Raw genomic sequence first — 20,067 nt, forward strand, 5'->3', positions numbered from 1 at the left:
ACGGAAGTAAGCGTACCGTGAATTGTTGAATCTTAATTTTTTAGTGATGTTAGAAAATGTAACCTGGACACAGTTTTTTATCGGGGTTGGGGTGATGCTCCTGGTGTATTACCTCTTTGTGTTCTTTAAATATTTTAATCAGCATCGTCTGCTGGTTTCGGGAACGGTCACGAATGATGCCAGTAAAAGGGAAGATAGCAACGATGCTTTGGCCGAGGAAACTATTGCAGCTGCTGAGGAGCTCTCTGACCGTATTGCGGAAAGTATCGCTTATGCTGCGGATACAAAAATGCGCAAGGATGAGCTCCTGCAACGGCTGCGGGCCGAGATATCGGATTTCCCTACGCTGGATACACCAGCGTTCCGTGAGGGAATCAAAAATGTGATTTTAAGTGAAACTGATCGCAATGGCTCGGTAACGCTGAGTGAGAGAGAGGTCAACGAGTTGTGGGGGTAGCGCCCGGGCCTGGCTGGGTTGGGGGAATGATCCCCTGAGCCAGCCGCCGCGATCAGTATGTTATTGTCTGCCCGGCTCAGTGCGATAGAGCTTTTGGGGTGGTTGAGAGTGCAGGTGCAGACGTTTCCGGTCCCTCCGTCAGCTGGCGGAGGGGGAACCGGAACAAGGTGGGGAATTTAAACGAAGTGAGATATGATAATGTGGAAGAGGGAGTTTAAAGGAACTTCAGTGAAATGCGGCTTACGCCGATTATGGTTAGCTACCAGTGTGTTGTTTTATAGCGTGCTGGTGAAGGCGCAGGACGGGATTGCCGGTATCAACGAGGCGAACAAACAGGTCAGGGGGTATTTTGATTCAGGTACAAAATTGATGTACGCCGTGGGCGCCATCCTCGGGCTGATCGGCGCGGTGAAAGTATATCAAAAATGGAACTCGGGCGACCAGGATACCTCAAAGGTTGCTGCGGCATGGTTCGGAAGCTGCATATTCCTGGTGGTTGTGGCGACAATTATTAAGTCATTTTTTGGAATTCAGTAAAGTACGGTCATGGAACAGGAACTTTTTACAGCACTCGCGGATCATTTATCGGAAAATTATCCTGAAGTGGCTCTGATGTTGCCCATGGATGTTTCGGTAACTCAATATCTGTGGGATAAGGTACATAATGTTTTGCCGCTGGCGGATCAGCTGAGCGCAGAGGGAATGGATAAGAAATCCGTCATCAGCTCATGCCTGGATGCAATGACCGTGGGCCTGCAACCATCGAGATACCAGTATATAAATGGCGTCATGAAAGATGAATTCCCGCAGGAGTATGAGGAACTTGAGAAAGAGGGGGTTTTGAAATTCGAAATCCTCACTTTGATTGAGGTTTGCGCAGGAACGTTTGAATCCTTTTCATTTTCTCACCAAACTTTAAACAGCAATTTGCTTCGGCACGCCATTATCGCAGTCATTCACCATCACATTTTATAATTATGAACAGTGTTTACACGGTCAATAAGGGTATTAATAAAAGCATTGAGTTTCGAGGGTTGAGGGCGCAATACATTTGGTACTTCGCCGGGGGAGTAATGGCCTTGTTGATCTTGTTTTCACTGATGTATATCATCGGTATCAATACCTACGTTAGCATGATTGTGATTTTGGCATCTGGTACATACCTGGTGATAAAAGTATATCAGTTGAGTGACAAGTATGGTGAACACGGAATGATGAAGGCGGCCGCGCGGCTTCGTGTGCCGAAATCGGTTAAATGCCGGAGTAGGAAGGTGTTTATGTTAATAGAAAGGAGTTGAGAAAATGGAAAGGATATTACCAACAGTAACTATAAAAAATGAGCAATATCTGGTTGATCTGAAAAGCAACCAGCTGGTTTCCGCCAATCAAGCGGATGGTGTTGATAATCTAAGTTTGGACGATTTTGAAATAATGGTGCATGAGAATTATCAGTTCTACGGTTATTATCATTTGTTGGATAAACAAATGGTATTCTTTGATCCGAAAATCTGCGAGTTGCCTGAAGATGTTATAGCGGTGGTACTGCCCAGAGCAAGTGAGATTGATCCAATTGCCTGGGCTGAGATGCATGGAAGAACATATGACAAGGAGAATGATGGGCCTGTACCGGATAAAATTGAAGCAATCATTATTCCGATCGAAGAAAGTGACCTGGCTGTACTCGTCGAGGAAAATAGATGTATAAAGCATAATCGCGGTCTTTCAGATATAGAAAATGTCAATGATGTGCAGAAGCAAGACAATGCAGATCGAAAGACTGAGCTAACTGCTGAGGAAAAAGAAAAGATTATAGGAAAAGTAGAAAAAAAATTGACCAGAGGTAAGTCAAAAGGTCAAGGCATGTAAAGACAGAAAAAGTGTGAGAATGGAAAAGTGTTTGAGTGATATTCTGCCAATTATGGCGGTCGAAAATGATTGCATCCTTTCAAAGATGGGCGACATAACGGTGGCATTCAGCGTGGAACTTCCTGAAATATTTTCGCTCGGAGAAGACGATTACGAGAATTTGCACCAGGCTTGGGTAAAGGCGATCAAAGTTTTACCGAAACACAGTGTGCTGCATAAGCAAGATTGGTTTACGGAAAATAAATATTCACCTGATAAAAGTGCAAAACGAAGTTTTCTGACCGAAAGAAGTGATTCATACTTTGCTGGCCGTCCATTCTTAGATCACGCCTGTTTTATCATGCTGACGAAAAAGCCGGCTCAGCGTAAACCGGTAAACAGTATGTTCTCTTCTTTGATCAGGCATTCGATTGTGCCTGCCGAAACGCTTGACGCCGAGCAGTTGAGAAATTTCCTGGATGTATGCGGTCAATTTAAACGAATACTGGAGGATAGCGGGATGATCAAACTGACCAGGCTTCGTGATCATGAGCTGACCAGCTCTCGACGAGAATTCGGGCTGATAGAAAGATACTGCTCCCTTTCAGAGAAAAAAGATTCAAGGTTATTCAAGGACATCAGTTTTTCGGATGATATCAAAATCGGGGATCAGCACCTTCAGGTTTACTCGTTAGGTGACGTGGAGGATCTTCCTGCATTATGCGGGTCGAGGATCACTTATGAAAAATATAGTACAGACAGAACAAAATTCAGTATCGGTTTTGCAGGTTCACTGGGGATGCTGCTGCCGTGCAATCACATCTACAATCAATACGTCTTTGTCGATGACAGCGCAAAGACAATAAAGAAACTGGAAAGTAAGCGGTTACGGCTGCAATCCCTGTCCGCTTACAGCCGTGAAAACAGCATCAGCCGTGATGCAACGAACGATTTTCTGAATGAGGCCATTGGCGAGCAAAGAATGCCGGTTCGGGCGCATTTTAACGTGATGGTGTGGGGCCGTGAAAAGGTGGAGTTGAAGGACATTAAGAACATGGTCACTTCCGGGCTTGCCCAAATGGATGCCGTCGCAAAACTTGAATCAGCGGGAGCGCCACAAATCTTTTGGGCAGGCATTCCCGGCAATGCCGGTGACTTCCCGCTGAACGATTCCTTTGACACGTTTGCTACTCAGGCGAGTTGCTTTTTTAACCAGGAATCAAATTACCGGAGTGTGGCTCCAGACGAGGGTTTTCGTTTCACCGACAGGCTGACGGGGCGTCCAGTATTTTTAGACCCCTACAATGCGCCACGTGCTCAGGGAGTCAGTTCGAATATGGGAACTCTGGTGTGCGGAGCGTCGGGTGCCGGTAAGAGCATGGTAATAAATCATATCCTTCGTACGCTTTACGATCAGGGTGCTCATTGCGTTACAATCGACATTGGAGGCAGCTACCGCGGGCTTTGTGATCTGGTGGACGGTTACTACTTCACTTATACCGAGACAAACCCCATCCGTTTCAATCCGTTCTACCTGCCTGATGGGCAGATTTTGGATACGGAAAAAAAAGAAAGCCTGAAATCTTTGCTTGTTGCTTTATGGAAACAGGAGAACGATGCGTATAACAGAAGTGAATACGTAGCACTCAGCAACGCACTTCAGGGGTATTTTGACCATTTGAAGGAATCACAGGAAATTTTTCCATCTTTCAACTCTTTCTACGAATATCTCCAGTCCGTTTACATTGAGGTGCTGCGGTCACATAATGTGAAGGATAAGGATTTTGATGTGAACAACTTCCTGTATGTTTTACGTCCTTATTATCGCGGTGGGGAATTCGACTATTTGCTCAACGCAACAGAAAACCTTGACCTGCTCAACACACGCTTCGTTGTTGTAGAGGTAGATGCGATCAAAGACCATCCGGTTTTGTTTCCGGTTGTTTGTCTCCTTTGTATGGAGATGTTCCTCAGCAAAATGCGTAAACTCCCCGGTGTTAGAAAGGTACTTACCGTTGATGAAGCCTGGAAGGCCATTGCAAAAAGCGGAATGGCAGAATTTCTAAAATACGCCTTTAAGACAATAAGGAAATTCAATGGGGTGCCAATTGTGATCACGCAGGAACTTGATGATCTCATTTCTTCACCGATTATCAAGGATGCCATTATTAATAATGCAGATGTAAAAATATTGATGGACATGCGGAAGTTTCTGCACAAGTTCGATAAGCTCCAGGACGCATTGGGCCTTTCGGAGAAGGAGAAGACCATTCTCCTATCTGTTAAAAAAGAAGATCGTGAAATATTTGTTGGGATTGGCGGGCAGATTATGAAAGTCCTGAGAAACGAATTGTGCCCGGAAGAGTATTACGCATATACGACTGAAGGACGGGAAAGGGTGATGGTGATAGAGTATGCGGAGAAATTCGGCAGCATGGAAAAAGGTATAGTGGAACTGGTTAAAGATAAGCAGCAGCGAGCATAATATAAATGGAATAGTGATGAATGGGAACGTGAAAATTTTGGTAATGCTGTTTTTAGTGATGGCATTTACACTGCCGGCAGTTCCGGCGAAAGCAATCTGGTGGGTTGCGGTGAAGGCCGCAATAAAAAAGGCACTTCGTGCCGCGGACTTGGCCATTCAGCGCCAACAGAACAAGGTGATCTGGCTGCAAAATGCGCAGAAAGTCCTGGAGAATACGATGTCAAAGCTCAAACTGAATGAAATCAGCGACTGGACAGAGCGGCAGCGAACTTTGTATAAGGATTATTTCGAAGAGTTAAACAAAGTGAAAAGCCTGATCATGTATTACCAGCGTATCAGGGAAATTGTGAATCAACAACTGAATTTGGTTCAAGAATACAAACGTGCCTGGTCTATCGTAAAAAACGATAGGCATTTCACGGTTGATGAAATTCTTTACATGGGGCAAGTTTACGAGGGCATTTTGAATGAGACTGTGCGGAACGTAGATCAGCTTGGAATAATTATCAATTCCTTTAAGACGCAAATGTCGGATGCAAAGCGCCTGGAATACATCAACGAAATTTCCGAAAAGGTAAAAGGAAATTACAGGGATTTGAAATTATTCAATTCTCAGAATGCGCAGCTTTCTCTCAGCCGCGCAAAAACGGAAGGGGATCTTCTTTTGGTCAAAAGAATGTATGGATTGGAATAGGGAGTGCAAAAGCTAACTCAGAATGCTAAGGTAAAAAAGAAGGGAGGGATGAAGTTATGAATAAATGTGTTGTGATGGTGTGGGCGTTGATAATCCTTTCACTAGGCGAGGGCAAAGCGCAAGTTCTCGGCGGTTTGTTCAGCCAGAAGCAGACCCAACTCAAAAGGCTGGGAGAACAGATCGCGGCCCTAAGAGTTTACGGCAGATATTTAAGGACAGGCTATGATATTGCAAATCGAGGACTGACGACAATCCGGGATATAAAAAATGGGGATTTTTCCCTGCACCGCACTTTCTTTTCAGGTTTGAAGGCGGTGAATCCGAATATCCTGAAATATGGGAATGCAACCCAAATCTATGTGCTTCAATTTGATATCCTGAACCTTGTTACCCGGTGTAAGTCCGGTTGCAGGAAATCGGGAATGTATGGGGAGGAGGATATTCTTTATATAAAGAAGGTATTGAATAAAGTTCTTTTGGAATGCGGTAAAACCCTGGATGATTTTTCGAATTGGGCAACATCAGGAGCATTCGATTTAAAAGACGATGAGCGTATTCAACGTATCGATGCGGCTTATTTGGAAATGCTGGAGCATTTTAAGTTTACGCGAGTTTTTTGTGAATCAGTTGCTGTGGGAAGCGTGCAAAAGGAAAAAGCGATTGCAGATGTCCAGGCAGTAGGAACACTGTACGGTGTAGAAGATTGAAAGGGAGGTAGGTATGAAAATGATGATGTTTGGAGTGGTGCTCCTGTTATTTGGACTGCCGATGGCAGTTCGGGGCCAGGCAAATGAACTTGCTCAGCTGGCTTTGAATATCGAAAAGCTGGCGCAATTTAAAAATATCCTTTCGGACTTAAAAAAAGGGTATGAGATTGTGAGCCGGGGTTATGGTGCTGTAAAAGACCTTACCAAGGGAAACTTTAGCATCCATAAAACCTTTCTGGATGCATTGATGGAAGCGAGCCCGGCCGTAAAGAAATACCGAAAAGTTGGGCAGATCATCGAATATCAGATCGATTTGGTGAGGTATACCCGGCAGGCGCTGAAGAGATTCCGCGCTGGGAATTTATTCAACCCCGGCGAGCTAAACTACCTGGAAGCTGTTTGCACCTCGCTTTTAAAAGGAAGCCTTCGGAGCCTTGATGAACTGGCAACAATTATCACATCAGGAAAAGTCAGGATGAGTGATGACGAACGACTGAGGGCCATCGATGACATCTGTTCCGACATGGAGCAGCGCGTGAATTTTTTCAAATGGTTCAGCGACAATGCCTCGGTACTGCAATTTCAGCGGCAGCGTGAGCAATCGGAAATTAAGGGTATGAGGTCTTTACAGGGAATGAAATATTAATCAAAAGATTATGAAGAAGTGGAAGGGAGCTGCCGTGATAACGGTAGCAGTGATATGTGTGCCTCAATTGTTGTTCGCTCAGGCCGCTGAGAACATCAAAGGGCTGCATGGGGTTCTTGAAAATTTATACAATGATATGATGCCGTTATGCAGCCAGTTGATCGGTGTTGGAAGGGGTATAGCCGGATTTGGTGCGCTTTGGTATATAGCTTCGCGCGTGTGGAAGCACCTGGCAAATGCAGAGCCTATAGATTTTTACCCTTTATTCAGACCGTTCGTGCTTGGATTTTGCATCAGCTTTTTTCCGCTGCTGTTGGGGACGATCAATTTTTTGATGAAGCCGATGGTTACTGGTACAGCGGCAATGGTCAATAATAGCAATGCGGCCATCGCCGAATTGCTTAAAAAGAAGGAGGAAGCCATAAAGGGAACCGATGCCTGGAAGATGTATGTGGGAATAAACAAGGAAGGAGATCGTGAAATGTGGTATAAGTACACCCATCCAGACATGGAGCCTTCGCAGGAAGGAATGTTTGACAAGATTGGAAATAATGTTCAGTTCGCGATCGCGAAAGCCAGCTACAACTTTCGAAACTCTATTAAAGTGTGGATGAGCGATGTATTACAGGTGCTTTTTCAAGCGGCGTCGCTGTGTATCAATACCTTGCGGACCTTTCAGCTCGTTGTTTTATCGATTTTGGGTCCGCTGGTATTTGGTATCGCTGTTTTCGACGGCTTCGGACACACGCTTACAGCCTGGCTCGCAAAATACATCAATATTTTTTTGTGGTTACCTGTTGCGAATATTTTCGGAGCAATTATCGGAAAGATTCAGGAAAACATGCTGAAGGAGGATCTGACGCAGATCGGGATCACGGGTAATACGTTTTTTAGTATTACTGATACGGGGTATCTCATATTTATGCTGATAGGGATTGTCGGGTATTTCACGGTTCCCTCCGTGGCTTCATTCGTAGTAAATGCTGGCGGTGGTGGGGCGATGATGCAAAAGATGACGAGTATGCTGAGTAGTTCTCCTGCAATGCTGATGAGCACAACTGGAAGGATGGGTGCAGGTGCGGCAAACATGGTCAATATGGGTAGGGATTTTTCCGGGAAATCGGGAGATGGAAGTGCAAACGGCATGGCTGGTGAAAGCGGAGCGTTTACCGCAGGCCGGATGATTGGGGGTGCCGGTGCTTATATGGCTGATAAGCTGTCCGGTCGCTCGGAGAAGAAATAAAAGGATTGAAGTGTAGAAGGAAATAGTGCAGTTATGTTTAAATCAATGAAGAATATCGACACCGCATTCCGATATATCAGGCTGGTGAGCCTGGCGGTGATTTTGGGGCTTTCAGTTGTAACCTGTGTCGCGATCTATAAAGGTTATGAATATTCCGGTGCTGCCCAGGACAGGTTGTACGTTCTGATCAATGGCAAGGCACTTGAAGCCTATGCTTCGGACAGGAAAGAAAATATTCCGGTTGAAGTCCGGGATCATGTGCAGATGTTTCATCAGTATTTCTTCACGCTGTCTCCCGATGAAAGCAATATAAAGGAAAATATCACAAAAGCCCTGTATCTGGCGGATGGTTCTGCAAAGCGGATGTACGACGATCTGACTGAAAAGAATTACTATGGTAACCTGATTTCAGGAAATGTTAGCCAAACTATCCGCGTCGATTCAATTCAATTGAAACTGGATGATTACCCATATAGTTTTCGCTGTTTTGCCAAGCAGGAGATAACCCGGCCCACAAGTACAGTCATTCGCAACTTAATTACTGAGGGCTTTGTCAGAAACGTAGCGCGTAGCAGTAATAATCCCCATGGTTTTCTTATTGAACGCTGGACTACACTGGAGAACCGCGATATAAACGTAAAAAGTCGATAAGATGAAAAAGAAACATGAACTGGAATCCCGCTGGTATCAGGAGATCATAAGTACGGCAATCGTAAAAGCAGTTTTATTCAGTAGAGAACGCTGGTGCAGGTGGATGAGCAAAATGACCGGAAAGCTGAGAATTGAAGCCCAAAAGGTTGTTTTCTGCGGTATCGGAGCGGTGCTGTCCATATATTATTCCTGGACGATCCTGGCTCCGTTTTCCCGTGACACTCAGGTGATTCCTGAAGTAGGGAAGGTTGTGGAAGTTGAGGCTGATATTGATCCGGCAGGCGGGATTCACTCTAGGAATTGGGAGGAGGTAGACAGTGCTGTAGTAGAATTTCACAGGTATCGTGATAGTGTTAAAGCTGTTGGCGGTAATTCCTGGATTCAGTTTAAAGAGCAATACAAAATAAGATAGGTGACAATTTAAAAATTTGTGAAGATGAAAAGTGAAGTTGAAAATGTGGTGAGGCGTCAACGCAGATTTATGCTGGTATTGCCGGCAATTGTAGTGCCCTTCCTGGGGGTGATATTTTTTATACTCGGTGGTGGCGGCGCGGCTGCCGTAGCCAATAACCAGCCCAAAGGGGGCGGATTAAAGATGCAGTTGCCTGATGTCAGCCTGAAAGGAACACCGGAGGATAAGCTCAGTTATTATCAGCGCGCGGCGGATGATTCCATGAAACGCAGTGAGTTGTTGCGAATGGACCCATACCAGGCGCAAAATCCCGATGGAAGGTCCGAAAACTTTGATTTGAGCCCTGGGCGTGAGTTTTCGGGGCTTAATGGTCTTTCCGCTTCTGGTTCTGACCAGATGGGGGGCGGGTTGGCAGCTGAAAAAGCAATATATGAGCGGATTGCAACCTTGCAAACCAGCATCAATTCCTCACCGGCAGATACCCGAATCAAAGAATATTCAGAGCAGGCGCCAGGTGCCGCAGCTGAGATGGACCGACTTCAGGCCCTGGTAGAAGGAATGAAGAAAAGTGAAACAAAACCGGACCCCGAGATGACAGAAATCAATGGTATGCTTGACCGCATACTCGATATTCAGCATCCTGACCGTATCCAGGAGCGCTATAAGGAGGAATCCAGGAAGAATAAAGGGCAGGTGTTCAGTGTAAAGACAAATGTAGATGCTGAAAACATAACTGTGTTGTCAAACAAGGTATACCCGGGTTCTGGCTCAGGATTCTATGGCCTTCAGGAAGAATCAGCCCCGGATGAACTGCGGACGGCAACAATTCCCGCAGTGATCCATGAGACGCAAACACTAGTTAATGGGGCCGTCGTAAAGATGCGCCTTGTAAATGACATTTATGTGAACGGTGTTAAAATTCCAAAGGACTGTTTTATTCATGGTTTGGCAACCCTCACTGGTGAGCGGCTGGAAATTAAGATTGAAAATATACAGTACGCGAATTCCCTTTTTCCGGTCAACCTGGCGGTTTATGACCTGGACGGCATAGCCGGTGTACATATCCCTGACGCCATCAGCCGGAATGTTGCCAAACAATCGGGTATAGAATCATTACAGGGGTTGGGTACGACTACACTTGACCCTTCTCTTGCTGCTCAGGCAGCCACAGCGGGAATTGAGCTCACCAAAAACTTTATTGGAAAAAAAGTGAAGCTGGTCAGGGTCACGGTGAAGGCCGGATATAAAATACTCTTGCAGGACGAGAATCAAAAAGAAAATTAAAAACGGAAAATTAAATAAAACAGAAGTATGAAAAGGATCAGTGTGTTATCGGTTATGTGTGTATTCATGCTCACCTCCTGGCTCTCGGGGTATTGCCAGCAGGACGCTACATTTATTAAATCTACGATCAGCCCGCTCAGGCTGACAGTCAGTAAGTTCAAAACTACAAATCTCATTTTTCCATTCAGCATCATTAGTGTTGACAGGGGAAGCGGGCAACTCCTTGTTCAGAAAGCCACTGGCGTACAGAATATCCTACAGGTTAAGGCGGCTTCCGATTCTCTGATGGAAACAAACCTTACGGTAGTGACAAGTGACGGAAGGCTCTACTCGTTTGTCACTTCATACGGCAACGAACCCTCGGTGTTGAATGTAAACCTGGGAACCTCGATGCCTGAAGGGGAACCATTTGCGGGAATGTTGAGCAAAAGTATCCAGGACGAGGCAATGATACAGAATTCCGCCATGCGCGTTTCGGCGCTGAAACCGCTTTTTCGTCATGTTTCCGACCGGAAACATGACATCAGTTTTGGTATGACCGGCATTTACATTCATGAGGATATCTGTTTCTGGCAGCTTCAGCTGACAAATAGCTCTCGCATTAAATATGATGTTCAGCAGCTAAGGTTCTTTATAAAGGATCTGCGTCGTTCCAAACGAACTGCCAGCCAGGAGGTCGAAATTTTACCCACTTATGCCATCGGCAACAAGTCATCTGTTTATCCCAATTCCTCACAAACCGCAGTTATTGCGTTGCCGAAGTTTGTGATTCCTGAGAACAAGGTACTGGTGATCCAACTGATCGAGAAATCCGGTGGCAGGAACCTTACGCTTGAGGTTAAGAACAAATACATCCTTCAGGCGCGGCCCATATAAGACCCTAAACAACAATTGCAAACTATATTATATCAATTATGAAAACTAATCATGAGTATTTAGCTAACCAGACGAAGTATACTGGTTTCGGGACAATGATCGAGATTCCCATTGCCGATGCCATTGCAAAAAATGGTGACAAGTTTACTGTCCCTTACCGCGGTAGTTTTAATGGTAAGGAGTTCGAGGCTGAACTTAGCTTCAAGAAATCTGAAAAAACGGGGAATTACTTTTTTCAGAGCTATACCCTTTTATTGGAGAGAGAAGGGTTTCCATTGCAACATACTTTCTACATCAATAATAAGCCGTTTGATCCCAACAAACCCGATGGTTTACCCAGGAACTTTACTTTGAAAGAGGCTTTTAATCTGCTTGAAGGCCGACCGGTACTTAAGACGATGGAATTTGAAGGGGAAGTCACTACCCGCTGGAGAACGCTGCAAATTTTTGAGGACGATGGTGCAGGAGGCTTGAAACTTGCGAAAGGTGAAGATCAAAAAAACTTCAAAATGAGGAGTTATCCGGCGGAATCGGTGAAACTTGATGAGGCGGTTGGGAATTTAAAACCTAAAGAGCTGGAACGTCCTTCAGCTTACCAGGAACGCATTAGGTCGCTGGAACGCGGCAACATTACCAGATTTACTATTGTATCTGGAGATAATGAATATCCAAGAGATATTGAGGTTTCTATGAAGTACCGCACGCTGATCATGAACATCCCGCCCAAAGGGAAGGTAAATGAAGTGGGTCAGGAACATGCAAAAAGCGGCGAAACAGTCAGTGAGCAAAAGCAAATGGCCAATTCCAGTAGGAAATCCCAGGAGACAGCAGCGCACATTAAGGAAGAATCCGTACCTAAATCCTCAAATACAAAGGCAGGCCGTGTTTCGAAAACTGCAAAAGGTACTGCACATGGTTCCGAAGCCAAGGAGGAAAATGCAGGGAAATCAAACAAGAAAGTAGTTAGGACAGCGACTAAAGCCAGAGGGACAAGAAAAGTCGCGTAATAGATAAAAGCGATGAAGAAGGAAAAAATAAGTAGCGCGGAAGAGGAGTTTGCACTATGGAAGGCCCAACACGAACGCCTTCAGAAAATGTTCACGGCTCAGGCGCTTTCCAGTAGAAATTACCTGCGGCGCAGAATTGATTTATTAAGAGATATTGAACGGAGATATGGAAATGTATCTGAGAATGGCAGCAGGCTGGCGGTGACGGCAATTTCGGCAGAAAGAAGGCTTTTGGAGAACGGGCTGTACAAAAGCAAAATTCTACGTGCCGTTTTGAATGTCTTTTCTGTATTGAAATTGTTTTTTACAGAAAGGCGCCAACTCAAGGGAACAGATTCTGTTTTCTCTACCGGGGCGGCGGATAGCAGAAGTTCCCCTGATGCACCCCGTGTTTCAGCCGTTTCGGCATTGTCTGCATCCAGGTCTAAGTCTGCATCTGCATTGGATGACCATAAAATCTCTGAAGGTGAAACTGCCAAGGTTAACATGACGTTTGATAAAGATCAGTCAGGTTATTCCTATAAGAGCTACAAGGTCCGGCACCTGACCACTGACGGTGGGGTAAAGGAGCATTCGTTTAGGATTCCAGATGGAATGATCGTTTCTTCACAGCAAGCCTACAATTTGGTATGTGGCCGGTCCTGTCAGACCAGAGATGGGAGCTGGCTAAGCCTGGATATCAATGATAAGGACAAAAACGGAAATTATCCTTTAAAGGTGTATGGGAAAGACCATGGTTTTGATCTATCAGAGGCATTAAAAGGGGAACCCATTAAGGAAACGAAGGATGAGGTTGATCGCAGGCGATTGATTTCCGATCTGCAAAAGGGCGAACCAGTTAGCGCGACTTACCTGCAAAATGGCAAGGAAAAAACCATTTCCCTTGAGGCAAGCCCAAAAATGAAAACAGTACGGAAACTCGGGGTTAACGAGCGAATGGCCAAGAATAAAAAAACGGCAAAGGTGGTAAAAATGCACAGGGGAAAATCGTCAAATATGAGGGGGTAGAATAAGACATGGACAGCAGGGACATACTATTCTCATTTTTCAGAGCGTCGATGAATGATAGCCGTTTGACTAAGGCCCATGTCGCGGTGTTTACAGCTCTATTGTATGTTTCATTTGAGAACGGTAACGCGAACCCTGTGAAGGTTTACAGCAGAGACGTGATGCCGTTTGCCCGGATTTCAAGTTCAGCAACTTATCATCGTGCCTTGCTGGAACTGGCTGAATATGGTTACCTGGGGTATGAGGCTTCTTATTACCAGGGATGCCCCAGCAAGGTGTGGTGGAGGGTGGGCTGAGATTTTTAATTTATTATTTGTGTGGATGAAATTGAAATGTGAGGGATGGAAGACAAAGTAATAACCATAAAGGATCTGGAGGCATTTGGCCGCCAGCTATTCGCCGATATAAAGAATTTGATCGGTGAAAGGGAGCCTCAGAACACGACTTTGAGAAAGAGTACCTTACGGAGTGGTGAGGTTAAGTTGTTGCTGGGGATTTCAGCCGGAACCCTAAAAAACTACCGGATAAACGGAGTAATAAGATGCAGAAAAGTAGGCGGGTCGTATCAATATGACAAAAGCCAGGTAGAAAAGCTAATCTCAAACATAACGTGAATACGATTTATGATAATGCGATGAGTGCCCAGCGGACGTGGGTGAGAGATAAGCGATTGAATATCTATCACTTAATTCTATTGCTGACAATCTTCAACAGATGGAAGGCAGAAAATGAACGTGGTAATATCACAATTTCACGGCGGCAAATGATGAAAGCAACCCTGATTGCCAGCATCACGACTTACCATAAGTATATGAACGACCTGGTACAGTTCGGATATATCATTTATCAGCCGTCGTACCATCCGAGGAATGCGACCGTCGTTCGGCTGGTTGTGATTTAATGGTCAAATATTTCACCTTTTTCTTGAAAAAAATAATAATTACAACTTATTTATAATCAACAATTTAATGTTATATTTGTATAGTTAACGGGATTGTTGTAAAGTAAGTTCAAGAGAAGTCCGGTATAAACAGGGGACTGAATGAATATTTGGCGTTTTGAAGCGTTAAGCTACGTAAAAAAGCATCGTGCGTATTTCGTGGCGAATCGGTTCTGAACCAGAAAAAGATACTCTGGTGGCGGTTTTAGAAGTGAGGTTCGAATCCCTCTTCCTCCGCCCACTTTTTGAATGCTCACAGATAATCTGTGAGCGTTTTTGTTTTGGGGAATTTGATGCAGTCTTTGCAAAAATGATTTTGACTGTAAGAGGTCCGGGGGGGCGAATCCTTGTTCCTTCACTGAAAAAGCCTGGCGAAATAGCCGGGCGTTTTTTATTAGACCCAGGCGTTAGTTAAAACTATGCACCTTAGTGCAAGGGCCTTAGTAATGCGGGAAAATCTAACGCAGAACTGGCGTTGTTTGGTGCGTCGTTGTGAAAGGTCGTCATTGCGAGGAGCAGCGAGGGATTTGTGCAGTAGCCGCGACGAAGCAATCTCCCGATTTTGGCGTACATCCATTCAATGCAGGAGATTGCTTCGTCGCCCCACCCACTTTGGCGCTGCTGCTCCTCGCAATGACGTGCTTTGCGCCAGCTTGGGGCGCTCATGTTGAGGATCAGCACCGAAGCAAGACTTTAGTCTGGATTCCAAACCTCGGCACTTTCAGTACAGAGTACTTTTAGTTTATGGGATAGCCGAAGTCTATGCATCACTGATTTTGACTGTAACAGGTCCTGGGGTTCGAATCCCTCTTCCTCCGCATTTGGCATACAATAACCTGCTAAAGCATTGATTTTTAGCAGGCTATTTCTTTCCCATCATTATACCGCGAAAAAATATTTGCGCAACTCAAAAGTTGCACATATATTTGCAACCTGTGGGTTGCTTAAATAAACCCTTCAAAATGAAACAAGATATATTCCAGGCGATATCAGACCCAACACGCAGGGCTATTTTAACATTAATCGCTATCCAGGCATTAACACCAAATGCAATGGCGGAGAAATTTGATATGACCCGGCAGGCAGTATCAAAACATATTAAAGTATTACACGAATGCGGATTGATTAAACCTGAGCAAAGCGGCAGGGAGATTTATTACCATTTCAATCCAAAAAAAATGCAGGAGTTTGACAACTGGTTAGCTCAATTCAGGAAAAGCTGGGAAACTCAATTTAACCAGCTTGACGTACTATTATCAACAATTAAAGAACAAAAAAAATGAACAACGATTTGCTATTTGATTTTAACGTTGACAAAGCTGCGAAAACAGTTTATATCACCAGGGAGTTTAATGCCGGGCAGTCCCTGGTATGGGATGCCTTTACCAAAGCCGAACTATTGGACCAATGGGGAGCACCCGCACCTATGCGCGCCAAAACCAAATATATGGATTTCAAAGTAGGCGGGCGGCGATTTTACGCGATGATAAGCCCAGACGGGCAGGAGCGTTGGGCGGTGCAGGAATTTACATCCATCACACCGAAAACCAATTTTAAGATGTACAACGCGTTTGCAGATAAAGACGAAAATCGTGAACTGCCGGGCTCTGAATGGGATTACAATTTCAGCGAACAAAATGGCGTAACCAAAGTACACATTACCATTTTTAATGAGTCGTTTGAGCGAATGGAAAAATTATTGGAGGGCTTCAAGATAGGGTTTATCATGACGTTAAAAAAACTGGAAGATCTCTTGGCCACCTTATCTTAAAAATTATAAAAAGAAGATTTACAATCACATCTAAAAATAGAAATCATGAGAACAATTAATCCCTGGATCAACTTCAATGGAAATGCTGAAGAAGCATTCACTTTTTACAAATCAGTTTTTGGCGGAGAGTTCACAAAACTCATTCGTTTCAAGGACCTGGCAAGTGCTGAATTTCCGGTACCGGAAAAGGAAGCGAATAAAGTAATGCACATTGCTTTACCTATTGGCAAGCAGAATGTATTAATCGCCAATGATGTTCCCGAATTTATGGGACGGGTCAGCGAAAACGAGAACAGGTCTAAAATAGCCGTGGCTGCCGAAAGCCGTGAAGAAGCGGACAAAATATTTAACGGGCTATCAGCGGATGGCGAGGTAGAAGGGCCGATTGACGACAGTCCCTGGGGTACCTATGCGGGCATGTTCAGAGACAAATATGGTATTGAATGGATTGTGGAATTTGATCCAAATTTTTGAATTGTGATGCCGCCGTTATCCGTTTGCCCGTTCATAATAAAGGGTTACCACTCCACAGTCAAAGGTTTTCGTTTTTAAGAGCGTAAGATCAACTTTGTCCCTGATGTTTTTAAACAACGGTAAGCCGCTGCCTAAGATAATTGGGTGAACGCTAAGCTGGTATTCATCAATTAAGTCAAGTTGCATTAACGCTACTATTAAACCGGGGCTGCCCACTAAAATGTCTTTATCCGCTTCTTGCCTGAGCGATAAAATTTCTTCTTTACTGATTTCCCTTTTTAATGCTGTGTTTTCCCAATCAACATTTTTTAACGTACGGGAAAAAACAACTTTTGAAATATTGTTTATTATTACCGCAAACTCATCCGTTGCTTTGTTACCAGTAGGTTTTTTTACTACAGCAGGCCAATAGTCTTCCATAAGCTGGTATGTTATCCTTCCGAATAAAATGGTTCCTGCGTTACGTAAAAGCGCAGTGTAATGTTGATGTGTTTCATCATTTGCAATCCCTGCCGTATGGTCGCAAAACCCGTCAAGGGTCATATTGATGGCTGCAATTATTTTCCTCATAAACCTTTTTTGTAAAGGTAGCGGATGTGGTTTGCCCAAATGGGGGTGGAAGTGACATTCCATAGGGGTAAATGCGCCGCGCACGGCACCGGGAATGCAATACCGGGATGGCGGTCATCGTCCTTGCCGGGATAAACAATGGATTTTTTAGCCCCGCATCCCTTTTTTTAAAAGAAAAAACCGGTCCTCGACCGGCATCAGATACCTGGCGTATAAAGCCAGTAAACCCCTCTATTTTGTAAGAAAACGCCGTCGCTTTCATCATTATTGTGCCCAAAAAAATATAGTGGGAAAACGGCGTTTTGATGGCCCATACCCTATATTTTTGGCTTTTTCTCACCTCAAAAAAGCCATCCTCCATGAAACCGGAAAACAAGTTCGACACATATGTACTGCCCTTCCACCAGATCGACAGATCCATGTCTGTGGCTGTTGGAGGCAAGGGAGCCAACCTGGGCGAACTCTCCGGGATCAGCGGGATACAGGTGCCGGAAGGCTTTTGTATTACCACCGGAGCGTATCAAAAAATAACCGGGAACAACCGGGAGCTAAACGGCCTGCTGGATGAATTAATGCTCCTGAAAGCCACAGAGAGGGGCGAAATCAGCGAGCTTAGCGCCAGGATCCGTGAGGTTATCGAAAGGATACCCATTGCTGAAGATATAGCGGATGAAATTGAGCATTATCTCAGGAAGTACGGCGAAAAGGATGCGTATGCCGTGCGGTCCAGCGCTACGGCGGAAGACCTGCCTACGGCCTCCTTTGCAGGCCAGCAGGATACTTACCTGAACATTACCGGGAAGGAAACGATCTTACGGCATGTCAGCAGGTGCTGGGCATCGCTGTTTACCGACAGGGCGGTGACCTACCGTATCCAAAATGCCTTCGATCACCGTAAAGTCCTCCTGTCCGTGGTGGTTCAGAAGATGGTCTTCCCACAAGCGGCGGGAATTATGTTCACCGCCGACCCCGTTTCTTCCAACCGCAAAATATTGTCCATTGATGCGGGTTTCGGGCTGGGGGAAGCCATGGTCTCCGGCCTGGTGAGTGCTGATAACTATAAAGTCTCTGATGGTACGATTACCGCCAGGAAAATATCCGCTAAAAAACTGGCTATTTATGCCTTAAAAGACGGCGGTACAAAAGAACAGGCGCTTGAACCTGATATGCAGTCCCGGCAGGCGCTGACGGATGAGCAGATACTACAGCTGGGACGCCTGGGCAGGCAGATCGAAGCGCATTTCGGCCAGCCGCAGGACATCGAATGGTGCCTGGCCGATGATACGTTTTACATTGTCCAGAGCCGGCCCATCACTACGTTATTCCCGATCCCCCGGGCGGATGACGAGGAAAACCACGTCTATGTATCCGTCGGTCATTACCAGATGATGACCGATGCCATGAAGCCCCTGGGACTGTCTTTCTGGCTGTTAACGACCCGTGCGCACATGCGTACAGCCGGCGGGAGGTTGTTTATTGATATATCAAAGATGCTGGCTTCACCTGCAGGCAGAAAACAATTAATGGATACCCTCGGAAAAGCCGACCCGTTCATCAAAGACGCGTTGACGACCGTAATGGAACGCGAAGATTTTATAAAACCAGTGGACGATGCACCCGGTAATAAAGCTATGCCGCCCGCGGGCTCACAAGCGCCCATCGAAAACGATCCGGCAATTGCCGCCGGGCTAACCCGGCGTTATGAAACATCGTTGGAAGCATTAAAACTGAACATCCGGGCTAAATCAGGGACAGATCTGTTTGATTTTATCCTGGAAAACCTTGAGGAGTTTAAAAAGATCCAATCTGACCCGCAGAACTATCTTGCGATCATGGCTGGTATAGACGCTTCAGCATGGATCAATGAAAAAATGAACGAGTGGTTAGGTGAAAAGAACGCGGCAGACACGCTTGCCCAATCCGTCCCCGGTAATATTACCTCTGAAATGGGCCTGGCGCTGCTGGATGTAGCGGATGTAATCCGTCCTTACCCGGAAGTGACCAGGTATTTACAACAGGTAAAAGATGAGCACTTCCTGGATGAACTGCCGAAGTTCAAAGGTGGAAAGGAAGCCAGGGATGCCATCTTTACTTATCTCAACAAATACGGCATGCGGTGCGTCGGCGAGATTGATATTACGAAAACGCGGTGGAGTGAAAAACCAACTGTCCTCATCCCCATGATCCTCAGTAATATCAAGAACTTTGAGCCTGGCGCCGGTAAACGGAGATTTGAGCAGGGGGAGCGGGAAGCCATGGAAAAAGAACAGGACTTGCTGGGCCGGTTGAAACGTTTGCTGGAGGGGGAAGAAAAGGCCAGGGAAACAAAACAAAAGATCGGCCTGATCCGGAATTTTATGGGTTATCGGGAATACCCCAAATATGGAATGATAAACCGGTACTTTGTCTATAAGCAGGCTTTACTGAAAGAGGCGGAATGGCTCGTACAAGCTGGCGTCGTTCAGGAAAAGGAAGATATCTTTTATCTCACTTTTGAAGAATTCCGCGAAGCCGTCCGTTCGGGTAAACCGGACGAACAGCTCATCAGTAAACGAAAGGAAGAGTTTATCTTATTTGAGAAACTGCATGCGCCGCGCGTTATCACCTCCGATGGAGAGGTCATTGCGGGCAGATACAAACCGGAACATCTCCCGGCCGGGGCGATTGCCGGCCAGGCGGTTTCTACCGGCGTGATAGAGGGCAGGGCGCGCGTCATCCTGAACATGGAAGAGGCGGACCTGGAAGACGGGGACATACTGGTCACCGCATTTACCGACCCCAGCTGGACGCCATTGTTCGTATCCATCAAAGGCCTGGTCACTGAAGTGGGCGGGCTGATGACGCATGGAGCGGTGATTGCGCGGGAGTATGGCCTGCCGGCGGTAGTGGGAGTGGAGAACGCTACCAGGCTCATCAAAGACGGGCAGCGGATACGGGTGAACGGAACGGACGGATATGTGGAGATATTATAAAACAAAAGAAGCCTGGCAACCGCCG

General features: G+C 45.6%; 24 protein-coding genes. 22 read left to right on the forward strand and 2 right to left on the reverse strand.

All coding sequences use genetic code 11. From position 1 onward, the window contains the following. Positions 1-46: 46 nt before the first annotated feature. From EG028_RS19355 to EG028_RS19450, 21 genes are all read left to right on the forward strand, one after another. On the forward strand, positions 47-457 hold the full coding sequence (locus tag EG028_RS19355; RefSeq protein WP_120517975.1) for a hypothetical protein: 411 nt from the start codon (positions 47-49) through the stop codon (positions 455-457). A gap of 192 nt (positions 458-649) precedes the next feature. After that, entirely contained in the window at positions 650-994 is a 345-nt protein-coding gene (locus EG028_RS19360) for a DUF4134 domain-containing protein (protein ID WP_174235432.1), read from the forward strand. Positions 995-1,003: 9 nt separating this feature from the next. Next, positions 1,004-1,432: a hypothetical protein gene (locus EG028_RS19365; RefSeq protein WP_120517976.1), complete on the forward strand. Its 429-nt coding sequence runs from the start codon at positions 1,004-1,006 to the stop codon at positions 1,430-1,432. Positions 1,433-1,434: 2 nt separating this feature from the next. Beyond that, the gene (locus tag EG028_RS19370; RefSeq protein ID WP_241559172.1) at positions 1,435-1,755 is read left to right on the forward strand and encodes a DUF4133 domain-containing protein; all 321 of its coding nucleotides are present in this window, start codon (positions 1,435-1,437) and stop codon (positions 1,753-1,755) included. A 4-nt stretch (positions 1,756-1,759) separates the two neighbouring features. After that, positions 1,760-2,323 (forward strand): hypothetical protein, encoded by a 564-nt coding sequence (locus tag EG028_RS19375; RefSeq protein ID WP_120517978.1) that lies wholly within the window; start codon positions 1,760-1,762, stop codon positions 2,321-2,323. A gap of 19 nt (positions 2,324-2,342) precedes the next feature. Beyond that, a complete protein-coding gene (locus EG028_RS19380; RefSeq protein WP_120517979.1) occupies positions 2,343-4,787 on the forward strand; it encodes a TraG family conjugative transposon ATPase in 2,445 nt (814 codons plus the stop codon). Between the two features lie 16 nt (positions 4,788-4,803). After that, complete coding sequence (locus EG028_RS19385; RefSeq protein ID WP_120517980.1) at positions 4,804-5,481, forward strand: conjugal transfer protein TraI; 678 nt, start codon at positions 4,804-4,806, stop codon at positions 5,479-5,481. A gap of 56 nt (positions 5,482-5,537) precedes the next feature. Then, positions 5,538-6,188, forward strand: coding sequence for a hypothetical protein (locus tag EG028_RS19390; RefSeq protein ID WP_221198110.1), 651 nt, complete (start codon positions 5,538-5,540; stop codon positions 6,186-6,188). 13 nt (positions 6,189-6,201) lie between these two features. Continuing rightward, entirely contained in the window at positions 6,202-6,834 is a 633-nt protein-coding gene (locus tag EG028_RS19395) for a TerB family tellurite resistance protein (protein WP_206614475.1), read from the forward strand. A gap of 10 nt (positions 6,835-6,844) precedes the next feature. Continuing rightward, on the forward strand, positions 6,845-8,077 hold the full coding sequence (traJ, locus tag EG028_RS19400) for a conjugative transposon protein TraJ (protein ID WP_120517982.1): 1,233 nt from the start codon (positions 6,845-6,847) through the stop codon (positions 8,075-8,077). A 45-nt stretch (positions 8,078-8,122) separates the two neighbouring features. After that, the gene (gene traK / locus EG028_RS19405; RefSeq protein ID WP_241559173.1) at positions 8,123-8,728 is read left to right on the forward strand and encodes a conjugative transposon protein TraK; all 606 of its coding nucleotides are present in this window, start codon (positions 8,123-8,125) and stop codon (positions 8,726-8,728) included. A gap of 1 nt (position 8,729) precedes the next feature. Next, complete coding sequence (locus EG028_RS19410) at positions 8,730-9,140, forward strand: hypothetical protein (protein ID WP_120517984.1); 411 nt, start codon at positions 8,730-8,732, stop codon at positions 9,138-9,140. 24 nt (positions 9,141-9,164) lie between these two features. Beyond that, positions 9,165-10,424, forward strand: coding sequence for a conjugative transposon protein TraM (gene traM, locus EG028_RS19415; RefSeq protein ID WP_120517985.1), 1,260 nt, complete (start codon positions 9,165-9,167; stop codon positions 10,422-10,424). Between the two features lie 27 nt (positions 10,425-10,451). Continuing rightward, on the forward strand, positions 10,452-11,300 hold the full coding sequence (traN, locus tag EG028_RS19420; protein ID WP_120517986.1) for a conjugative transposon protein TraN: 849 nt from the start codon (positions 10,452-10,454) through the stop codon (positions 11,298-11,300). A 38-nt stretch (positions 11,301-11,338) separates the two neighbouring features. Then, a complete protein-coding gene (locus EG028_RS19425) occupies positions 11,339-12,307 on the forward strand; it encodes a hypothetical protein (protein ID WP_120517987.1) in 969 nt (322 codons plus the stop codon). Between the two features lie 12 nt (positions 12,308-12,319). Beyond that, a complete protein-coding gene (locus tag EG028_RS19430) occupies positions 12,320-13,315 on the forward strand; it encodes a hypothetical protein (RefSeq protein WP_120517988.1) in 996 nt (331 codons plus the stop codon). Between the two features lie 341 nt (positions 13,316-13,656). After that, positions 13,657-13,929, forward strand: coding sequence for a helix-turn-helix domain-containing protein (locus tag EG028_RS19435; protein WP_120517990.1), 273 nt, complete (start codon positions 13,657-13,659; stop codon positions 13,927-13,929). A 149-nt stretch (positions 13,930-14,078) separates the two neighbouring features. Next, a complete protein-coding gene (locus tag EG028_RS27760) occupies positions 14,079-14,216 on the forward strand; it encodes a hypothetical protein (protein ID WP_162946575.1) in 138 nt (45 codons plus the stop codon). A gap of 1,001 nt (positions 14,217-15,217) precedes the next feature. Further along, positions 15,218-15,538 carry an ArsR/SmtB family transcription factor gene (locus EG028_RS19440; protein ID WP_120517992.1) on the forward strand — a complete coding sequence of 107 codons (321 nt, stop codon included), beginning with the start codon at positions 15,218-15,220 and terminating at the stop codon, positions 15,536-15,538. Next, positions 15,535-16,026 (forward strand): SRPBCC family protein, encoded by a 492-nt coding sequence (locus tag EG028_RS19445; protein ID WP_120517993.1) that lies wholly within the window; start codon positions 15,535-15,537, stop codon positions 16,024-16,026. Before EG028_RS19440 ends, EG028_RS19445 begins: the two co-directional genes overlap by 4 nt. A 45-nt stretch (positions 16,027-16,071) precedes the next feature. Continuing rightward, complete coding sequence (locus tag EG028_RS19450) at positions 16,072-16,500, forward strand: VOC family protein (RefSeq protein ID WP_120517994.1); 429 nt, start codon at positions 16,072-16,074, stop codon at positions 16,498-16,500. A gap of 15 nt (positions 16,501-16,515) precedes the next feature. On the opposite strand, the gene EG028_RS19455 is transcribed toward EG028_RS19450, so the two are convergent. Next, entirely contained in the window at positions 16,516-17,070 is a 555-nt protein-coding gene (locus EG028_RS19455; RefSeq protein ID WP_120517995.1) for a dihydrofolate reductase family protein, read from the reverse strand. Beyond that, complete coding sequence (locus EG028_RS27765; protein WP_162946576.1) at positions 17,033-17,431, reverse strand: hypothetical protein; 399 nt, start codon at positions 17,429-17,431, stop codon at positions 17,033-17,035. Before EG028_RS27765 ends, EG028_RS19455 begins: the two co-directional genes overlap by 38 nt. Here EG028_RS27765 and ppsA point away from each other — a divergent pair. Then, positions 17,430-20,042 (forward strand): phosphoenolpyruvate synthase, encoded by a 2,613-nt coding sequence (gene ppsA / locus EG028_RS19460; protein ID WP_120517996.1) that lies wholly within the window; start codon positions 17,430-17,432, stop codon positions 20,040-20,042. The genes EG028_RS27765 and ppsA overlap by 2 nt on opposite strands. Positions 20,043-20,067: the final 25 nt, after the last annotated feature.

Origin of the sequence: Chitinophaga barathri, assembly GCF_003807585.1 — a bacterium.
In the GTDB taxonomy this organism is placed as follows: Bacteria; Bacteroidota; Bacteroidia; order Chitinophagales; family Chitinophagaceae; genus Chitinophaga; species Chitinophaga barathri.